The sequence below is a fragment of the Alistipes sp. An66 genome, from assembly GCF_002161445.1.
Lineage (GTDB): Bacteria > Bacteroidota > Bacteroidia > Bacteroidales > Rikenellaceae > Alistipes > Alistipes cottocaccae.
The window spans coordinates 1-17,489 of the sequence record NZ_NFHT01000006.1 but is presented as its reverse complement, the minus strand read 5'-3'; the positions used below and the strand labels follow the sequence as shown (position 1 = coordinate 17,489).

Annotated in this window: 12 protein-coding genes and 1 tRNA gene; 9 read left to right on the top strand and 4 right to left on the bottom strand. The window is 60.4% G+C overall.

The genetic code is table 11. The features are described from left to right. Position 1: 1 nt before the first annotated feature. A complete protein-coding gene (locus B5G16_RS05735) occupies positions 2 to 676 on the bottom strand; it encodes a MotA/TolQ/ExbB proton channel family protein (RefSeq protein WP_087262137.1) in 675 nt (224 codons plus the stop codon). 34 nt (positions 677 to 710) lie between these two features. Continuing rightward, a complete protein-coding gene (locus tag B5G16_RS05730; RefSeq protein ID WP_087262135.1) occupies positions 711 to 5,402 on the bottom strand; it encodes a translocation/assembly module TamB domain-containing protein in 4,692 nt (1,563 codons plus the stop codon). A 73-nt stretch (positions 5,403 to 5,475) separates the two neighbouring features. On the opposite strand from B5G16_RS05730, the gene tsaD reads away from it, so the two are divergent. Further along, entirely contained in the window at positions 5,476 to 6,498 is a 1,023-nt protein-coding gene (tsaD, locus tag B5G16_RS05725) for a tRNA (adenosine(37)-N6)-threonylcarbamoyltransferase complex transferase subunit TsaD (protein WP_087262133.1), read from the top strand. Positions 6,499 to 6,526: 28 nt separating this feature from the next. Beyond that, positions 6,527 to 7,480: a BACON domain-containing protein gene (locus B5G16_RS05720; protein WP_143260838.1), complete on the top strand. Its 954-nt coding sequence runs from the start codon at positions 6,527 to 6,529 to the stop codon at positions 7,478 to 7,480. Between the two features lie 221 nt (positions 7,481 to 7,701). Here the strand turns inward: B5G16_RS05720 and terL are convergent, their stop codons facing one another. Next, positions 7,702 to 9,207, bottom strand: coding sequence for a phage terminase large subunit (terL, locus tag B5G16_RS05715; protein WP_087262129.1), 1,506 nt, complete (start codon positions 9,205 to 9,207; stop codon positions 7,702 to 7,704). 165 nt (positions 9,208 to 9,372) lie between these two features. Beyond that, positions 9,373 to 9,660 carry a hypothetical protein gene (locus B5G16_RS05710; RefSeq protein ID WP_087262127.1) on the bottom strand — a complete coding sequence of 96 codons (288 nt, stop codon included), beginning with the start codon at positions 9,658 to 9,660 and terminating at the stop codon, positions 9,373 to 9,375. Between the two features lie 140 nt (positions 9,661 to 9,800). Here B5G16_RS05710 and B5G16_RS05705 point away from each other — a divergent pair, with 140 nt between their 5' ends. From B5G16_RS05705 to B5G16_RS05675, 7 genes are all read left to right on the top strand, one after another. Further along, positions 9,801 to 10,472: a LexA family transcriptional regulator gene (locus B5G16_RS05705; protein WP_087262124.1), complete on the top strand. Its 672-nt coding sequence runs from the start codon at positions 9,801 to 9,803 to the stop codon at positions 10,470 to 10,472. A gap of 154 nt (positions 10,473 to 10,626) precedes the next feature. Then, on the top strand, positions 10,627 to 11,469 hold the full coding sequence (kduI, locus tag B5G16_RS05700) for a 5-dehydro-4-deoxy-D-glucuronate isomerase (protein ID WP_087262123.1): 843 nt from the start codon (positions 10,627 to 10,629) through the stop codon (positions 11,467 to 11,469). Positions 11,470 to 11,495: 26 nt separating this feature from the next. Then, positions 11,496 to 12,290, top strand: coding sequence for a gluconate 5-dehydrogenase (locus tag B5G16_RS05695; RefSeq protein WP_087262121.1), 795 nt, complete (start codon positions 11,496 to 11,498; stop codon positions 12,288 to 12,290). Between the two features lie 393 nt (positions 12,291 to 12,683). Next, the gene (locus tag B5G16_RS05690; protein WP_087262119.1) at positions 12,684 to 14,528 is read left to right on the top strand and encodes a 2-oxoacid:acceptor oxidoreductase subunit alpha; all 1,845 of its coding nucleotides are present in this window, start codon (positions 12,684 to 12,686) and stop codon (positions 14,526 to 14,528) included. Positions 14,529 to 14,532: 4 nt separating this feature from the next. Continuing rightward, on the top strand, positions 14,533 to 15,564 hold the full coding sequence (locus B5G16_RS05685; RefSeq protein ID WP_087262117.1) for a 2-oxoacid:ferredoxin oxidoreductase subunit beta: 1,032 nt from the start codon (positions 14,533 to 14,535) through the stop codon (positions 15,562 to 15,564). Positions 15,565 to 15,722: 158 nt separating this feature from the next. Next, a tRNA-Ala gene (locus B5G16_RS05680) sits at positions 15,723 to 15,799 on the top strand. Positions 15,800 to 16,046: 247 nt separating this feature from the next. Continuing rightward, a complete protein-coding gene (locus tag B5G16_RS05675) occupies positions 16,047 to 17,213 on the top strand; it encodes a site-specific integrase (RefSeq protein WP_087262115.1) in 1,167 nt (388 codons plus the stop codon). Positions 17,214 to 17,489 lie beyond the last annotated feature (276 nt).

Genomic DNA, 17,489 nt, shown 5'->3' with positions numbered 1-17,489 from the left:
GCTATTTTTGAACGGGTTGATTCAGGATGTCCATGAAGGCGATCGAGTTGGCCTCCATCTGGAAGACGAGCTTCTCGATACGTGCCACCAGGTAGTTGTAGCCGAAGTAGGCCGGGATGCCGACGATCAGACCCCCGACGGTCGTCACCATCGCCACATACATACCGCTGGCCAGCAGCGCCAGGTCGACCGTACCGCCCGCCGCCGACATGTCCATGAAGGTCTGCACCATACCGAGCACCGTACCGAGGAAGCCCAGCATCGGCGCGCCGCCGGCAATCGTCGCCAGGAACGGAAGACCGTTCTCCAACTTCGAGACTTCGAGGTTCGCCACATTCTCGATGGCCGTCTGCACGTCGCTCATCGGGCGTCCGATGCGCTCGATGCCCTTCTCGATCATCCGCGCAATCGGCGTGTCGGTCTTCTTGCAGAGGTTCACCGCCGTGGCGATCTTCCCGTCGGAGATGTAGTCGCGGATGCGGTTCATGAAGTTCATGTCCAGCACCGACGCCCGACGGATGGCCAGAAAGCGCTCCACGAAGATGAAGATCGTCACCCCGCCCAGCGCCAGCAGCGGCCACATCAGCCAGCCTCCCTTGGTAAACAGCGTCCACAAGCCCATCCGGGTCTCCTCACTGACGGCCACCGCTTCGGCAGCCTGCAAAAATGTTGTCATAACGTCTTTTGTGATTTTTAGTGTTTTCTATTTATTATGAATTGTTCTTTCCGTGTTTCGTCTCTTTGGCGTCGCGCCCCGATGTCGGGACATCGCCCGCCGCCGCTTCCTCGGAAGGCGGCTCCTCAACCACCCCGAACGGCGTCGTCGAACCTGCCGCCGACGCTTCCCGGGCCGCCTTCTCCGCCGCCTCCCGCGCCGCGGACTCCGCACGCTCCGCCTCCCGGGCCGTCCGCCGCGCCATGCGCCGCGCCTTGCGCCGCTTGTTCGTGAAGCGGTCCCGGATCCGGTTGCGCAGATCCCGCAGGTTGTCGAAATCCTCCTTGAAATAGATGCCGATGCCGGTCTCCTGCAAACCCTGGTTCTCGTCGAAACGGTCGATCGTCTGCGTGAAGGCCTTCAACTTCAACGCACCCGCCCGGTCGATCAGGTAGGTGATGTAGGCTTCGCCCATGAAGTTCGACATCGTGCTGTTCGTATTCACCACCTGCTTGTTGTCGATCAGGTAGTTGCCCTCGACCTCCACGAAGAGCCGGTTGTTGATCAGACTCTTCGAAAGGCCGAAATCCACCTCGTCGCTCGTCAGCTCCGACTTCGGACGGTAGCGGATCACCACGTTGTAGTCCGACGACGAAAGCCAGTTGCTCACCATGTTCGAGACGAATTCCAGTCCCGTGGCCGCCGACACCGAACTGCCGATGTTCGACGTATCCTGCGACGTGCTCTCCGACATGAAACTGTTGAACAGCAGCAGGTAGAGGAACTGCGTGTCGACCGTCTCCGGGGTCGACAGCGCACTGGCCACCACGGCCGCCGTCTCGGGATCCGAACCCGGAACCCGCACGTCGAAACCGATGCTCGGATTCGAAAGGAAGTCCCCGAGGTGGATCACGCACTCCACCGGAACCGAACGGTCCCCGCCGAGGTTCTCCGACGTCCCCTGCAACAGCGGTTGCAGCGACGCCTTCACCTTGTACACCGCGTCGATGTCCAGCAGGGCGTTCATCGGCGATCCCGTCCACTGGATCGACGAACCGCTCTCGATCGTGAAGCGTTTGTTGATGATCTGTTGCAGCGAGAGCAGGAAGGTTCCCTCCTCGATCGTATAGTCGCCGTTGATCATGAAGACGTTGTCGCGCGGGTTGATCTGCAGGTTCAGCGCCCCGGCACCGCGGCCGCGGACCGTATTGCCCGCCACGTCAAGCTCCACCTCCACGTCGGGACGGATATCCAGCGCCATGTCGATGGTCATCCGGTTGCCGACCGCGGACTCCGGACGCCGGCGCCGCTCGAACGAGAGTTTCCGCCGCGCCACGTCATCCAGCGAATCGGTCTTCTCCGGCTGCACGAAGACCACGAAATCGGCATTCGAGATGTTCGACTTGCTCGACAGCGGCATCACGAAGCGCGAATCCCCGTCCGTCGAGGCCGCAATCTCCATCTTCACGGCCCCCTTGCCGCCCGAAATGCGCGCCATGCCCGTGGCATAAACCTCGCCGTAGAAGAGGTTGTTGTCCTCCGACGTCGTATGCAGCACGAGCATCTGCTGCGGTACCACGTGCACGTCGTAGGTGATGTTCGACAGGTGTTGCAGGTTCAGGTCCAGATCGAAGCGACCCCGGTTGCCCTGCGGGTCGAAGATCGCAACGTCGGAGGCCTGGAAACGGTTGTTCCGCACGACAAGCGTCGCTTCGGGCATCGAGTAGCTCACGCGCGTGTAGTCGACCGTCGTGCGCAGGTCCCGCACCCGGATCGCCCCCCCGAGATCCGCCGCACGACCCTGACCCTGCAAGACGAGATCCGCCGAAGCAACGCCCCCCGTCGAGGAGATCACGCCCGAAAGCAGCGGGTCCAGTAGAGCCATGTCGAGGCTGTCGACCGCCATCCGCGCATAGTAGCGGTTGCGGTTCGGGGCATAGAAGCCGCGGATCAGCGTGTCGCGTTTCGTCCGGTCGCTGACCGTCACGCCGGCCCGGTTGCGGGCGAAGTCCCAGCGCGAGGTAAGCCGCATCGGAGGGGCCGGAATATCGTTCACCGCAACGCTGTCGAGCAGAATGTCGGCCGTAACCTCCGCACCCCGCATCACGGACTTCATCGTCGCCGAGCCGTTCGTGCGCCCCTCGATGTAATATCCCATGCGCTCGGCGACCTGCATCAGCGGCGACAGGTCGAAGTTGTGCAGCGTCAGCGTCAGCGAATCGCTCCGGTTGCGCGACGCCACGCCGTCGAGCAACAGCTGCTGGTCGTCGTTCATCACCGTGAAGCGGTTGATCTCCACACGCGCCGTATCGAGGAGGATCTTACGCGAGAAAATCTGCCAGGTCTTCTCCCCGCGGGTGATGTGCGAAGGCTGGATCCGCAACTCCACGACGCGGCCGTTGGGACCGTTTTCGTCCGCCACGCCGGCGCGGAATCCAACCAGGCCCGACACGCGGCGCGCCGTATCGGTGAATCCGGCCGACACCTGCACGCGCCCCTGTTTGGCGCCGCCCGTGAGCGACAGCCGCGGAAGGTGCAGGAACCCCGCATAGAGGTCCTCGGCCGAAGCGTACACGGCCAGCGAGTCGCCCCGGTTCGAGGCGTTGACCGAGAGGCGTGTGGCCAGCATCCGCCGCCGTTCGATGTACTCCGACGCGAGTTTGAGCGACAGCTGGTCGCTGGCCGGATTGAAGAGCAGCTGCATCGACGAACCGTCGGCGATCTGCAATCCTTCGGTCACCGCATCGGCGATCGGATTGATGTTGCGGATGCGGACCGACAGCAGCGAATAGTCGTTCGCCACGGCCCTCTTGCGTTCCAGCGAATCCAGTCCCGGATCGGCGCGCCCGAGGATCGGCAGGTAGCGCCACGCGCTGCGCCGCAGGTACTCGAAGACGGTGCGGTAGCTGGTCTTCGAGCGGAACGTCGCATCGGCGAAGTCCGACCGCAGTTCAACGAGTTTGCTCTCCGCGGAGTTCTCGCCCCGCACGGTGATCTCCGAGGCGGCGATCTCCTTGTCGTTGTATCGGTAGCGGGCGTCGTTGATCCGGATCTGACCGTTCAGGTCGTCGAGGCTCCGGCCCTGACCCCGGGCCGTGACGAAGCACGAAAGCTGCGACACCGAATCCCGCCGGTTGACATGCAGACGGGCCAGATCGGCGTGGTCCAGATTCAGCGTAAAGTCGTAACGCGGGATCGAATCGTTGAGATCCACCATGCCGAAGAAGTCGAACCCGAGGTTGGGGTCCCGGGCGGTGATCTGTCCGTCGAACTCCCGGTTGCGCAGGCGGCCGTCGAGCCGCAGCGAATCGTAGACGTAGCCGTTGAATCCCAGGTCGGTAATGCTTCCCACGATGTTGGCATCGGCGATGCCCCGGCCGATCATGCCGTCGATCCGGACCGAGAGCGAGGCCTCACCCAGCAGATCCCGCCGGTCGAGCAGTTCGCCCAGCCGGAAGCCGCGGGTATCGACCCCGCCGCGGATGCTTTGCGTACCGTCGCGCAGCGGAGCCACGGCCAGGCGGCACGACACGTCGCCCACCCCGGTCGCCGCGCCCAACCGCATGTCGAACGACGAGAGCGTGCCCGTAAAGCGGGCTTCGAGATCCATCCGCCCGGCATTATTCAGCATTGCAACACGCTGCGGCGGCAGTGCGCGCCCCGTAATGCTGCGGACCAGACCGTCGGCCGCCTCGGCCGAGGTACGAAGGTGCGGGATGTCCAGTTCGAAATGCGTCTTCCGGATATCGGGAAGCCCCCGCAGCGAGACCGTCGCCTCGATCGACGTACCGTCGCCGATCTGCAAGCTGCGGATCCGGCCCGTGAAGTCGGAGACCCGGCCCTCGACTTCGAGATCCATGTCGCTGAACACCACGTGCCAATCCCGCAGACGGGGGGCGAACCACGCGATGTCGTCGGTCGCGAGCCGCGAACCGCGCAACGACGCGGCGATCTGCACCTCGCCGAGGAAATCCCGGTATTCGGCCCACGAGTTGCCGACCAGCGCGATGTAGGGGATGCGGAGCGTGGAGTGGCGCGTGACGATCTCCGTGTTCTGGAACCCGAGGCAGCCCTGCGTCATGTAGAAACGGCCCGAGAGGCGGTCGAGTTCGAAACCGCTCCGCTCACGGGCCGAAAGGCGTTCGATCGAGGTGTAGATGGCCTGGCCGTCGATGGTGAAGTCCTCGACGAAGGCCGTCAGGCCGTAGAGGTGCATGTGCGAGAAGTCGATGCCGAACTCCGGATCGCGGCGGTCGAGGCGTTCCAGACAAAGGTCCATGTTCTCGATCGAGGCGTTTTTCAGCGACAGCCGGAAGTTTCCCTTCCGTTCGCGGTCGGGATTCGAGATGCGGTCCACCAACTGTTTGATGTTCATCTCCCCGGAGGGCGTCTGCCGCAGGTAGAGCCGGGCGTCGGAGATCGCCCCGCGGCTGAACGTCAGCCCGCCGCCCAGGATGCCGAAGCGGGTGACGTAGGCGTCCAGATGACCCACGTAGAGCAGCGTATCGCGCTGGTAATCCTCGACATAGAAGCCCTGCACGCGGATCTTCGAGAAGAGCCCGATGTCCACCCGGTCGATCGAAACGGTGGTTTCCAGACGCCGCGACACGATCTCCGCAGCCTTGTGCACCACGAAGTTCTGCACGGCGGGAATGTCGAGCAGCAGCGACCCGGCCAAGGGAAGAATTATCAGCAACAACACCGTCGCCGAGAACACCATTCCCAATATTTTTATACCTTTGCGCATCGGAGCACCGTTACAACGTGCGTTATAACCTGCAAAGTTAGCGAAAATAGTTAAAATAACAGCGAAAAACCCGATGGATATTACAATTCTCGGCATCGAATCCTCGTGCGACGACACCTCGGCGGCCGTGCTGCGCAACCACGTCCTGCTGTCGAACGTCATCGCCTCGCAGGCCGTGCACATCAAGTACGGCGGCGTGATCCCCGAACTGGCCTCCCGCGCCCACCAGCAGAACATCATCCCCGTCGTGGACACGGCGCTGCACGACGCCGGCCTGACGGCCTCCGACATCGACGCCATCGCCTTCACGCGCGGACCCGGGCTCGTCGGGTCGCTTCTGGTGGGCGTGTCGTTCACCAAGGGGCTCTCCATCGCCCGCAACATCCCGATGGTCGAGGTCAACCACCTCCAGGGGCACATTCTCTCCCACTTCATCGACCTCCCGGACCGTACGCTGCCCCATCCCGACTTTCCGTTCCTGTGCCTGCTCGTCAGCGGCGGGCACACCCAGATCGTGCGCGTGGACTCCCCGCTCGAAATGCAGATCATCGGCACGACGATCGACGACGCCGCCGGCGAAGCCTTCGACAAGTGCGCCAAGGTTATGGGACTCCCCTACCCGGGCGGCCCCGTAATCGACCGGCTGGCCAAGGAGGGCGACCCCAGGGCATTCCACTTCGCACGCCCCCGCGTCGACGGGTACGACTACTCGTTCTCGGGACTGAAAACCTCGTTCCTCTACACGCTGCGCGACGCCGTGGCCCAGGACCCCGATTTCATCGAACACCACAAGGCCGACCTCTGCGCCTCGTTGCAGGCGACGATCGTCGAGATCCTGCTCGACAAGCTGACCCGCGCCTCGAAGGAGACCGGCATCCGCGACATCGCCATCGCCGGCGGCGTCTCGGCCAACTCCGGACTGCGCAACGGCATCGTCGAGGCGGGGCGCCGCCGCGGATGGAGAACCTTCCTCCCGGAGTTCAAGTTCACGACCGACAACGCCGCCATGATCGCCATGGCCGGATACTACCGCTACCAGCAGGGCGAGTTCTCGTCGCTCGACGTCTCGCCCGTGGCACGTCTCGAAGACCTATGAAACACCTAACTTTCAAACTATTATGAATATGAAATCCTTCCGATTGGCAGGGAGGGCCCTGACGGCTCTGCTGGCCGCACTCCTCCTGATGCTCGCCCCTGCATGCAGCAGCGACGACAACAACGACGGCAACCCGGAAGGCGGCAACGGCGGCAACGGCGGCAATCCGTCGACGACGCTGACCGTCACCCCCGAGAAGCTCACGCTGGGTGCCGCCACCGGGGCTTCCGCCTCCGTCACCGTCACCACCGACGCGGCCTGGACCGCCACCTCGACCGGCGAAGGCTTCACCTTCTCGCCGAGCGAAGGCTCCGGAAACGCCACGATCCTCGTGAAGGCCGCGGCCGCCAACGACGACTCCGAAGCCCGTCAGCTCGGGCAGATCACCGTCACGGCCGAAGAGGTCGCAACGCCTGTCACCGTCACCGTCAGCCAGGAGGGCAACACGCCCGAACCGCTGCCGGAAACCGTGGTCATCACCCTCGACTTCGCACTGGGACCCGACATCACCGACCCCGCCCTGCCCTCGAAATCGGCCGACGCCCTCTATGGCCGCCACGAGTACACGATCGACGGCCGGATGTATGCCATCTACGCCGAAGGCGGAAACACCAACAACGGCAAATTCTTCTGGAACGACCAGTCCTCCTATGAAGGTGCAAACCTCGAGGAGCCCAACAAGGCGCTCTATTTCAGCAAGGAGGGTGCCTACATCGAGTTCCCGGCCGTGGACGGCAAAACCCTCTCGAAAATCGAATACATCAACTCCACGGGGGCCCGCAACAGCCTGCCTACGTTCGACGTTACGACCGATCAGGGCGTGAGTCTGATTCCCTCGATCGACATCGAGTCGGACAATTCGCTCCTCGTCTTCTACCCGACGAAGATCGCAGTGAACACCCGCTGCCGGCTGATGATCGAGAATCACGAAAATGCACAGCCCGCCAAGCTCGTGCTGACCTACACGATCCCGGAGGTGTAAACGTCCGGAGCCCCGCACACGGGAAACGCCCGATCCTCGGCCGAGGATCGGGCGTTTTTCATGCAGGGTGGGAGCAGCGACGGGCGGAAAGAGCTGAAAAAAGAGATACGGGTCGGAACGGGAAAAAGCGGGAAGGCGCCCGGAAAACGGACCCATCCGGGTGACGGCCGCATCCGGGTGACGGCCGGCGGAATGCGCATGCCCGTGCCGCACTCCACCCCTCATGCGAAGCGCACGCCCCGCAGCCGTTTGCGGCTCCGGTCGGAGAACTCCCGCTCGACGATCCCCGTCACCACGTCCGCCGCATCGTGCCAGCGGTTTGCCCGGAACCGCCGCCGGTAGGTCGTCAGGTGCGCGTAGAGGTCCGGCCAGCGCAGGTTCCAGCCCCGCGGCCACCGCACCAGATGCAGCGCCGTGGCGGCATTCGAGAGGATCCGCGCCTCCTTGTTGCCGCTCTGGTGGAACCACTCCACCCGCACGTCCCGCGCCAGCGCCTGCACCGCCCGGGCAAAGCCCCGGCCGCCGTTGTTGCTCTCGATGAAGGCCTGACGCACCCCCGACCGCACGAGCAGATCCCCCACCAGCGGTTCGGTCTCCTCCATCGGCGCCCGCGAGTAGACCGCATCAACGATGTAGACCAGCCCGTCGGCATCCACCGCATAGGAGATCGAGCAGAGGTAGTCGTCGCCCGTGTCGGCTGTATCGGTGTAGTTGGCCCGGCGGACGATCTCGCGCGGAAGCTCGTCGTACTCCGCAAAGTTCAACCCGTAGAGCAGCCCCTCGCGGACGGTCGGGCGCCCCTGGTACATCGCCTCGAACTGCACGGGGTCCAGCCGCCGCTTGGCCGCCAGCAGCGTCGCACCCTGCTGCGCCTCCCACAGCGCCTCGCCCGGCTGACGCGGATCGAGCTCCGTGGGCGGCGAACTCTTCAACGCCTCGAAGTTCAGGTGCAGCCACCCCTCCGCCAGCGGAGCATCCAACTGCGCCCACGCACGAAGTTCCTCGACCGGCTCGCGGCGCAGCAGGGTCCCGATCAGGTCCTCCTCGTGCCACCGCGTGAAGACGATCAGCTCGCGCGAGGCGTTGTGCATCCGCGTCCGCACCACCGAGGTGTACCACTCCCAGCAGTTCGCCCGGATGAGCGGCGAATTGGCTTCAAGCGCATCTTTATATAAGTCGTCCAGAATGAAGCAGTCCACGCGGTTGCCCGTCAGCGAACCCTCGCGACCGACCGACAGCAGACCGCCCCGGCGGCCGATGATCTCGACCTCTTCCGACGTGCGGATGTAACCCGGCGGCTTGGTCCCCTGCTTGATGCAGGTCTCCGGAAAGAAGGCGCCGTATTCGCGCGAGTCGAGGATGCGCTGCACCCGGCGGTTGAACTTCGAGGCCAGCGACCCCGAATAGGAGGCGATCGCCACCCGCAGGTCGGGATCCAGCCCCAGCAGGTAGGCCGGCAGCAGGGTCGTCGCTCCGACGCTCTTGCCGTGCTGCGGCGGCATCGTCACGATCAGACGCCGGATGCGCCCCGCGGCAAAGGCCTCCAACACGCGGTAGTAGACCCGGTGGAAGGGTTGCAGTTCGAGAAACGGATAGACCCCGAGGGCAAACTCCGAAAACGGGGGCGGGGGCGGCGGCGTGGACGGAAAGGCCAGTTCGCCGATGTCGGGTACGAAAATCTCTGCGGGAGATACCCCCGCAGAGACCGTTTTGTCTGTTTTGACCATGTGTGGTTTGTCATTCGGGCCGGAAACCCGGTGCTGGCGGCGCCGCGACGGGCGGGCTCCCGGCCTGTGGGAACTGAATGAGGGGCTCCGGAGGGCGGCGCCGCGCCCGGAAAGGAGGATCCGAAGCCGTGGGGCGGCCGAGACGGGGCCGCAACCCGAAAGCGGTCAGAGCAACGACCGCAGCTCGGAAAACGAAAAGTCGTTCAGGAACTCCCCCGCCTCGTCCGCGGTGTGGAACTCCCACCAGACCGGAACCAGATCCGCAACCTCGTCCCGATCCCCTTCGGGATAGCGCACCCGCTCGCGGTAGACGATCACCGAGGCCGTCAGGCGGCACTCCACATCGCCATACTCGAACGCAAGCGTCCCCGAATAGTAACTCCCCGAGCCGATGGCCTCCGCAAGACGCGCCGCCACCTCCTGGTAAAGCTCCGTTGATACCGAATACATCATTGATAACGAATGTTTTTTGCTGATTTCTTTTGCAAAAGAAAAACAAATTGTTTAACTTTGCTGCACAAAGATAAGTTCAAAATTTGTATTTTGTACAAGAAAGTTCAAATATTTTATATAAATTTTTTTGATCGAAAGCCATGAACGAACGGGTAAAACTGATACGCAAGCAGCTGGGCATGACCCAAGAGCAACTGGCTCAACATCTTGGCATCGGTAAGGCCGCCCTCTCGATGATTGAGACCGGGAAGGCCGGGCTCTCGGCCCGCAACCGCAACATCCTGGTTCAGGAATTGAACGTCAATCCCGAGTGGCTCGAATCCGGCGTCGGCAACATGTTCAACGCCGAACCCGACCTGACCGCTTACATGCACCGAACCGACAACTCCCTGCCCCTGCAAAGCGTGCCGCTCTACTCCATCGAGGGTACGGCCGGACTCGTGCCCCTGTTCACCGATCAGGCCCGCATGAAGCCCGTCAACTTCATCCACATCCCCAACCTCCCGAAGTGCGACGGCGCCATCTACATCGTCGGCGACTCGATGTACCCGCTGCTCAAAAGCGGCGACATCGTCCTCTACAAGCAGCTCCAAAACATCGACGACATCTTCTGGGGCGACATGTACCTGCTCTCGATCGACATCGACGGCGAAGAGTACATCACCGTGAAATACATCCAGAAATCCGACCGCCCCGGATTCGTGAAGCTCGTCAGCCAGAACCCCCACCACGCCGACAAGGAGGTCGAAATCGCACGCATCCGCGCCATCGCACTCGTCAAGGCCAGCATCCGCATGAACTCCATCCGGTGAGTTCCGCCCGCCCTGCAAATATTTTCCCGCATCCGTACCATCTATTCCCGAATTTTTATTATCTTTGCAGGAGTGAGAATTGGTCAGCCAATTTCAAAAGGGCGGCTCAATTCGATCGGCAAATGACACAATATATTAAAATTCAATACTTTTCATGAAAACCAATTACGAAATCCGCTACGCTGCGCATCCCGAGGATGCCAAGCATTACGACACGGCGCGCCTGCGCCGCGACTTCCTCGTCGAGAAGGTCTTCGCGGCCGACGAGGTCAACATGGTCTACTCGATGTACGACCGCATGATCGTCGGCGGTGCCATGCCCGTCAACGAAACCCTCCGCCTCGAAGCCATCGACCCGCTGAAAGCCCCCTACTTCCTGACCCGCCGCGAGCTGGGTATCTTCAACGTCGGAGGACCCGGCGTCGTCACCTCCGGCGACAAGGCTTTCGACCTCGACTACAAGGAGGCGCTCTATCTCGGTGCCGGAGACCGTGAGGTCACCTTCGCCAGCAAGGATCCCAAGAACCCCGCGAAATTCTACTTCAACTCCACGACGGCCCACTGCTCCTACCCCGACAAGAAGGTCACCAAAGCCGACGCCGTAGTCGCCCACATGGGTTCGCTCGAAGGATCCAACGACCGCAACATCAACAAGATGATCGTCAATCAGGTACTGCCGACCTGCCAGTTGCAGATGGGTATGACCGAACTGCTCACGGGCAGCGTCTGGAACACCATGCCCGCACACGTGCACTCGCGCCGCATGGAGGCCTACTTCTATTTCGAAGTCCCCGAAGAGCACGCCGTCTGCCACCTCATGGGTCAGGTCGACGAGACCCGTCACATCTGGATGAAGGGCGATCAGGCCGTCCTCTCGCCCGAGTGGTCGATCCACAGCGCCGCTGCCACCCACAACTACACCTTCATCTGGGGTATGGGCGGTGAGAACCTCGACTACGGCGACCAGGATTTTTCGAAAATTACCGATCTGAAATAACACAACCACTAATACCTATTCAAAACATGGTAAACTTTTCACTGGAAGGCAAGGTAGCCCTCGTAACGGGTGCCTCCTACGGAATCGGATTCGCACTGGCCACCGCATTCGCACGCCAGGGCGCCAAGATCGTCTTCAACGACATCAAACAGGAACTCGTCGACAAAGGTCTCGCCGCCTACAAGGAGGAGGGCATCGACGCCAAAGGATATGTCTGTGACGTCACCAACGAGGAGCAGGTCAACGCCATGGTCGCACAGATCGAAAAGGAGGTCGGCGTGATCGACATCCTCGTGAACAATGCCGGCATCATCAAGCGCATCCCGATGGTCGAGATGAGCGCCAAGGACTTCCGTCAGGTGATCGACATCGACCTCAACGGTCCGTTCATCGTCTCGAAGGCCGTCATCCCCTCGATGATCAAGAAGGGCCGCGGCAAGATCATCAACATCTGCTCGATGATGTCCGAGCTGGGTCGTGAGACCGTATCGGCCTACGCCGCAGCGAAGGGCGGTCTGAAAATGCTGACCCGCAACATCGCCTCGGAGTACGGCGAGTACAACATCCAGTGCAACGGCATCGGCCCGGGCTACATCGCCACGCCGCAGACCGCACCGCTGCGCGAGCGTCAACCCGACGGTTCGCGCCATCCGTTCGATTCGTTCATCGTAGCCAAGACGCCCGCAGCCCGCTGGGGTACGCCCGAAGACCTGATGGGTCCGGCCGTGTTCCTCGCTTCGGAGGCTTCGGACTTCGTCAACGGCCACATCCTCTACGTCGACGGCGGTATTCTGGCCTACATCGGCAAGCAGCCGCAGTAATCGGGGGGGGGCCGTAAGAGGCCGCAGCCCGAAATCGAAAAAGGCTGTCTCCTTTTGGGGAGACAGCCTTTTCCGTTGTCGGGTGCGAGGAAAGTGCGGCGGGCTGGCACAACCGACGGGAAAGCCATGTTCCGCATCACGCAGAGCCGGATTCTCGAAAAAATTTAATAATTCGTCCACATTCCGATCCAAAGCCAAAAACACCGGTTTCGATAACAATAAAACACCTGAAAGCCTCGAAAATTCACGATTCATAATCAAATTATTATCCCGAAGCCGCCGAAAAACGAATGGAAATTATTAAAAAACGCACTTTCCCCGACCGTCGTGCCAATTTATTTTATATATTTGTCGAAACGTTGTCTATCAGTCTCACCTAAACATACCCCAATCATGGAACAGACCAAAGCGAGGGCGTTGCAGGATGTGGTCATCCGTTTCTCCGGCGATTCGGGCGACGGCATGCAACTCACCGGTACGCTCTTCTCCGACACCTCGGCTCTGCTCGGGAACGGAATCTCCACATTCCCCGACTACCCCGCCGAAATCCGCGCCCCGCAGGGCACCGTCGCCGGTGTTTCCGGTTTCCAGGTCCACTTCGGCGACCACCGCGAACTCAACCCCGGAGACTATTGCGACGTGCTCGTGGCCATGAACCCCGCGGCGCTGAAAGCCAACCGCAAATGGCTCAAACCCGGCGCTACGGTCATCATCGACGGCGACTCGATCACCGAGGAGCACCTCAAAAAGGCCGGATTCGCCACCCTCGACCCGCTGGCCGAGCTCAAACTCGACGAGTACAACGTCGTCGTCCCCGACATCACCTCCATGACCCGCGAGGCCCTCAAAGAGACCGGACTCGACAACAAGGCCGTCACGAAGTGCAAGAACATGTTCGCACTGGGCATCTGCTTCTGGCTCTTCGACCGCCCGGAGGAGTATGCCGTCCGCTACCTCGATACGAAATTCGCCAGGAAGAACCCCGCCGTGGCCGAAGCCAACAAGCTCGCCATCAAGGCCGGGTACAACTACGCCGCCAATACCCACCAGTTCGCCAACAACTACACCGTGGCTCCGGCGCCGCGTGAGAAGGGAACCTACCGCTCGATCAGCGGAAACGTCGCCACGGCATGGGGGCTCTGCGCCGCCGCCGAAAAGGCCGGGCTGCCCCTCTTCTGCGGTTCGTACCCCATCACCCCCGCGACGGTCATCCTCGAAGAGTTGGCCAAACGCAAGGACCTCGGCGTGAAGACCGTGCAGGCCGAAGACGAAATCGCCGGAATCTGCACCGCCATCGGCGCCGCATTCGCCGGAAACTTCGCCGTGACGACCACCTCCGGACCGGGTCTCTCGCTCAAAAGCGAAGCCCTCGGGCTGGCCGTGATGACCGAGCTGCCGTTAGTCGTCGTCGACGTACAGCGCGGAGGTCCCTCGACGGGTCTGCCCACCAAAACCGAGCAGAGCGACCTCGCACAGGCCCTCTACGGACGAAACGGAGAGTGTCCGGTGATCGTCCTCGCCGCATCGTCGCCCAGCGACTGCTTCCACTTCGCATTCGAGGCCGGACGCCTCGCCATGGAGCACATGACCCCCGTGGTGCTGCTCTCCGACGGGTTCATCGCCAACGGCTCGGAGCCCTGGCGCATTCCCGCGATGAAGGACTACCCGACGATCTGCCCGCCGATCGTCGACAAGGCCCCCGAAGGCGGATTCATGCCCTACGTGCGCAACGAGAAGCTCGCACGCGGATGGGCATTCCCCGGAAAAGTGGGCTTGGAACACCGCGTCGGCGGCCTCGAAAAGGATGCCGTCAAGGGCAGTATCTCCCACGACCCGGCAAACCACCAGAAGATGGTCCGCACGCGTGCCGAGAAGGTTGCACGCGCCGTCGACGACATTCCGGCACAGACGGTCTGGGGCGATCCCGAAGGCGATCTGCTCGTCGTCGGATGGGGCGGCACCCGCGGACACCTCCAAAATGCCGTCGACGAGATGCGCCGCGAAGGTCACAAGGTCTCGCTCTGCCACTTCAACTACATCAACCCCCTGCCGCACGGCGTACGCGAGATCTTCGCCCGCTTCCGCCGCATCGTCGTCTGCGAACTCAACGAAGGACAGTTCGCAAACTACCTCCGCCAGAACTTCCAGGAGTTCCAATACGAGCAGTACAACAAGTGCGAAGGCCAGCCCTTCACGGTGGTCGAGCTGAAAGAAAAATTCGAATCCTTACTGAAATAACGCCATGGCTGACTACAAATACACCCCCGCGGATTTCAAAAGCGATCAGGAGGTACGCTGGTGCCCCGGTTGCGGCGACCACGCCATCCTCAATGCCGTGCAGCGCGCCCTGCCCGAAATCGCCGACGCTCTCGACACCCCCCACAATCTCTTCACCTTCGTGTCGGGTATCGGCTGCTCGTCGCGCTTCATCTACTACATGAAGACCTTCGGCTTCCACTCCGTGCACGGTCGTGCCACGGCCGTCGCCACGGGCGTCAAGACCGCCAACCCCCGGCTCTCGGTGTGGGTGACGACCGGCGACGGCGACTCGCTGGCCATCGGCGGAAACCACTTCATCCACGCCATCCGCCGCAACGTCGACCTCAACGTCATCCTCTTCAACAACGAGATCTACGGACTCACCAAAGGACAGTACTCCCCCACGTCGAAGCTGGGCAAGATCACCAAGACGTCGCCCTACGGAACGGTCGAGAAGCCGTTCAACCCGGGCGAGCTGGTCATCGGCGCCAAAGGCACGTTCTTCGCCCGCACGGTCGACATGGAGGTGCAGTTGACGAAGGAGTGTCTCGTCGAAGCCGCCAAGCACAAGGGCATGTCGGTGGTCGAGGCATTGCAGAACTGCGTGATATTCAACGACAAGACCCACGCCGCCTACGCCGGAGACAAGGCTACGCGCGCCGAGCACACGGTCGTGCTGCGTCACGGCGAGAAGATGCTCTTCGGGGCCAACCGCGAGAAGGGTCTGGTCTTCGAGAACATGAAGCTCAAAGTCGTAACCGTCGGACAGGACGGCTACACGCTGGACGACGTGCTGACGCACGATGCCCACGAGCGCGACACGACGCTGCACACGATGTTGGCCGCGATGAAGTATCCGGACTATCCGGTGGCGCTGGGCGTGATCCGCGCCGTGGAGGACGATGCCGTCTACGACCGGGCCGTGGAGCGTCAGGTCGAGGAGGTCAAGGCGTCGAGCAAGATTCAGTGCGTGGACGACCTGCTGCGTTCGGGTGCCACCTGGGAGGTGGAGTAACCCTTTTGCGGGACGAACGGTCCAGAAGGCACCTTGTCGGGGAATGCATTCCGGCGCATGAAAAGAGAGCTCCGAGGCTTTTTGCTTCGGAGGTCTCTTTTTTTAGCGTCCGAATTTGGAAGAATCGATTTTTCCTTCTATATTTGCACCCACAAACCGGGGGATTAGCTCAGCTGGCTAGAGCGCTTGCATGGCATGCAAGAGGTCACGAGTTCGAATCTCGTATTCTCCACCAAGAAACAACGCAAAAGATTGCAAATCCCTGTAAATCACGAATTTACAGGGATTTTTATTTTGGCCGAAATGCAGAAAAAGGCATCGAAAAGCGGATTACCTGTGGCCTATTCGGTGTACTTTTTTTCGGGCCGAAAAAGTACACCGAATTGCTCGTAACGAATTGGTTTGCACCTGTTTGCAGAGGTTTTCCTCTTGACATGAGACACTTGGGAAACTAATTTTGTAACCCTTAATTCGGTGTACTTATGGAAAGGACAACATTCGGACTGTTGTTTTACATTCGTCGGGACAAACTCAACAAAAGAGGTGAGGCTCCCGTATTTATGCGTCTGACAATCAATGGAGAACGCGCGGACGCTTCTATCAAGCGGTTTATCGAACCGCACGCCTGGAACTCGGAAAAAGGAAAAGCCAACGAAAAATGCCGCGGCGGAAAGGATTTGAACCTATACCTGGACGCCATTTCCGCCAACATTCTGCGGATTCAAAGGGACCTCGAACTCGACAAGAAAGAAGTATCCGCCCAAATCATTCTGAACCGCTATCTGGGCAAGGAGCAGTCGGACCGTCATACGCTGATGGAGGTCTTCCGCGCCCACAACGAAAAGTGCAGGGCGCTGTCGGGAATCAGCCTCGCTCCGGGAACAGTAATACGCTACGAAACCTCGCTGCGGCTGACCGAGGCATTCCTGCGCACGACCTACAAAAAGGAAGACTGTTATCTGGATGAGATTACGCACCAGTTCGTCGAGGATTATGATTTCTACCTCAGAGTTGTTCGGCGGTGCTGCCACAACACGACCACCAAGTACCTGCTGAACTTCAAGAAGATTATTCGTATTGCGTTAGCAAAGGGATGGATGAAGAAGGACCCCTTTGCCCAAATCCATTTCCATTTCGAACCGGTCGAACGCGAGTTTCTCGAAAAACAGGAGTTGAAAACCATACTTAACAAGGAGATCACCATTACCCGACTGGCGCAAGTTCGCGACATCTTCTGTTTTTGCTGTCTGACGGGACTGGCCTTTATGGACGTACAACAACTCAAACCCGAGCATCTGGTGGCGGACATCCACGGTAAAATCTGGATTCGCAGGCCGAGACAGAAGACCAAGAACATGTGCAACATTCCGCTGCTGGACGAGGCACAAAAGATTATCGACCGTTACAAGGATCACCCCTACTGCCAGACGCACGGAGTGCTGCTCCCCGTATGCAGCAACCAGAAGATGAACTCCTACTTGAAGGAGCTGGCCGACATCTGCGGCATCCGCAAGAATCTTTCGACTCACGTTGCAAGGCATTTACTTTATAAATACCCACTGAATATAAGATATTTACAAGAATCAACCTCCCGACAGGTGACGATTTGGAGACGAGTAATATTCTCTAAATCGCTCGATTTTGCATAAATCCAAAGAACATTTTCTATAGTGCAAAAATAGCAATTATGTGGTAAATTATCAGTTTGAATATTGGAATTGTTCCCAATTTGAAATCTAATGAAGAAAATAGATTAGATTCTTACTTAAAATTTGATAGCATTTTTATCATAAAATACCTAAACTCCTGGTAGTGTTTCAAAAAGTGTGTCTGGGGAGGTGCCTTCAGATTCTTCAGATATGCAAATATAGCGATTCTTGGTTTCAGAACAACACGCCGCGGCGTGTTGTTCTTCTTTTTGTGTT

Coding starts and splice junctions, on each gene's coding strand:
- B5G16_RS05690 (WP_087262119.1), top strand. CDS start 12,684: ATGGAACAGACCAAAGCGAGGGCGTTGCAGGATGTGGTCATCCGTTTC.
- B5G16_RS05710 (WP_087262127.1), bottom strand. CDS start 9,660: ATGATGTATTCGGTATCAACGGAGCTTTACCAGGAGGTGGCGGCGCGT.
- B5G16_RS05720 (WP_143260838.1), top strand. CDS start 6,527: ATGAAATCCTTCCGATTGGCAGGGAGGGCCCTGACGGCTCTGCTGGCC.
- B5G16_RS05730 (WP_087262135.1), bottom strand. CDS start 5,402: ATGCGCAAAGGTATAAAAATATTGGGAATGGTGTTCTCGGCGACGGTG.
- terL (WP_087262129.1), bottom strand. CDS start 9,207: ATGGTCAAAACAGACAAAACGGTCTCTGCGGGGGTATCTCCCGCAGAG.
- B5G16_RS05675 (WP_087262115.1), top strand. CDS start 16,047: ATGGAAAGGACAACATTCGGACTGTTGTTTTACATTCGTCGGGACAAA.
- kduI (WP_087262123.1), top strand. CDS start 10,627: ATGAAAACCAATTACGAAATCCGCTACGCTGCGCATCCCGAGGATGCC.
- B5G16_RS05735 (WP_087262137.1), bottom strand. CDS start 676: ATGACAACATTTTTGCAGGCTGCCGAAGCGGTGGCCGTCAGTGAGGAG.
- B5G16_RS05705 (WP_087262124.1), top strand. CDS start 9,801: ATGAACGAACGGGTAAAACTGATACGCAAGCAGCTGGGCATGACCCAA.
- B5G16_RS05685 (WP_087262117.1), top strand. CDS start 14,533: ATGGCTGACTACAAATACACCCCCGCGGATTTCAAAAGCGATCAGGAG.
- tsaD (WP_087262133.1), top strand. CDS start 5,476: ATGGATATTACAATTCTCGGCATCGAATCCTCGTGCGACGACACCTCG.
- B5G16_RS05695 (WP_087262121.1), top strand. CDS start 11,496: ATGGTAAACTTTTCACTGGAAGGCAAGGTAGCCCTCGTAACGGGTGCC.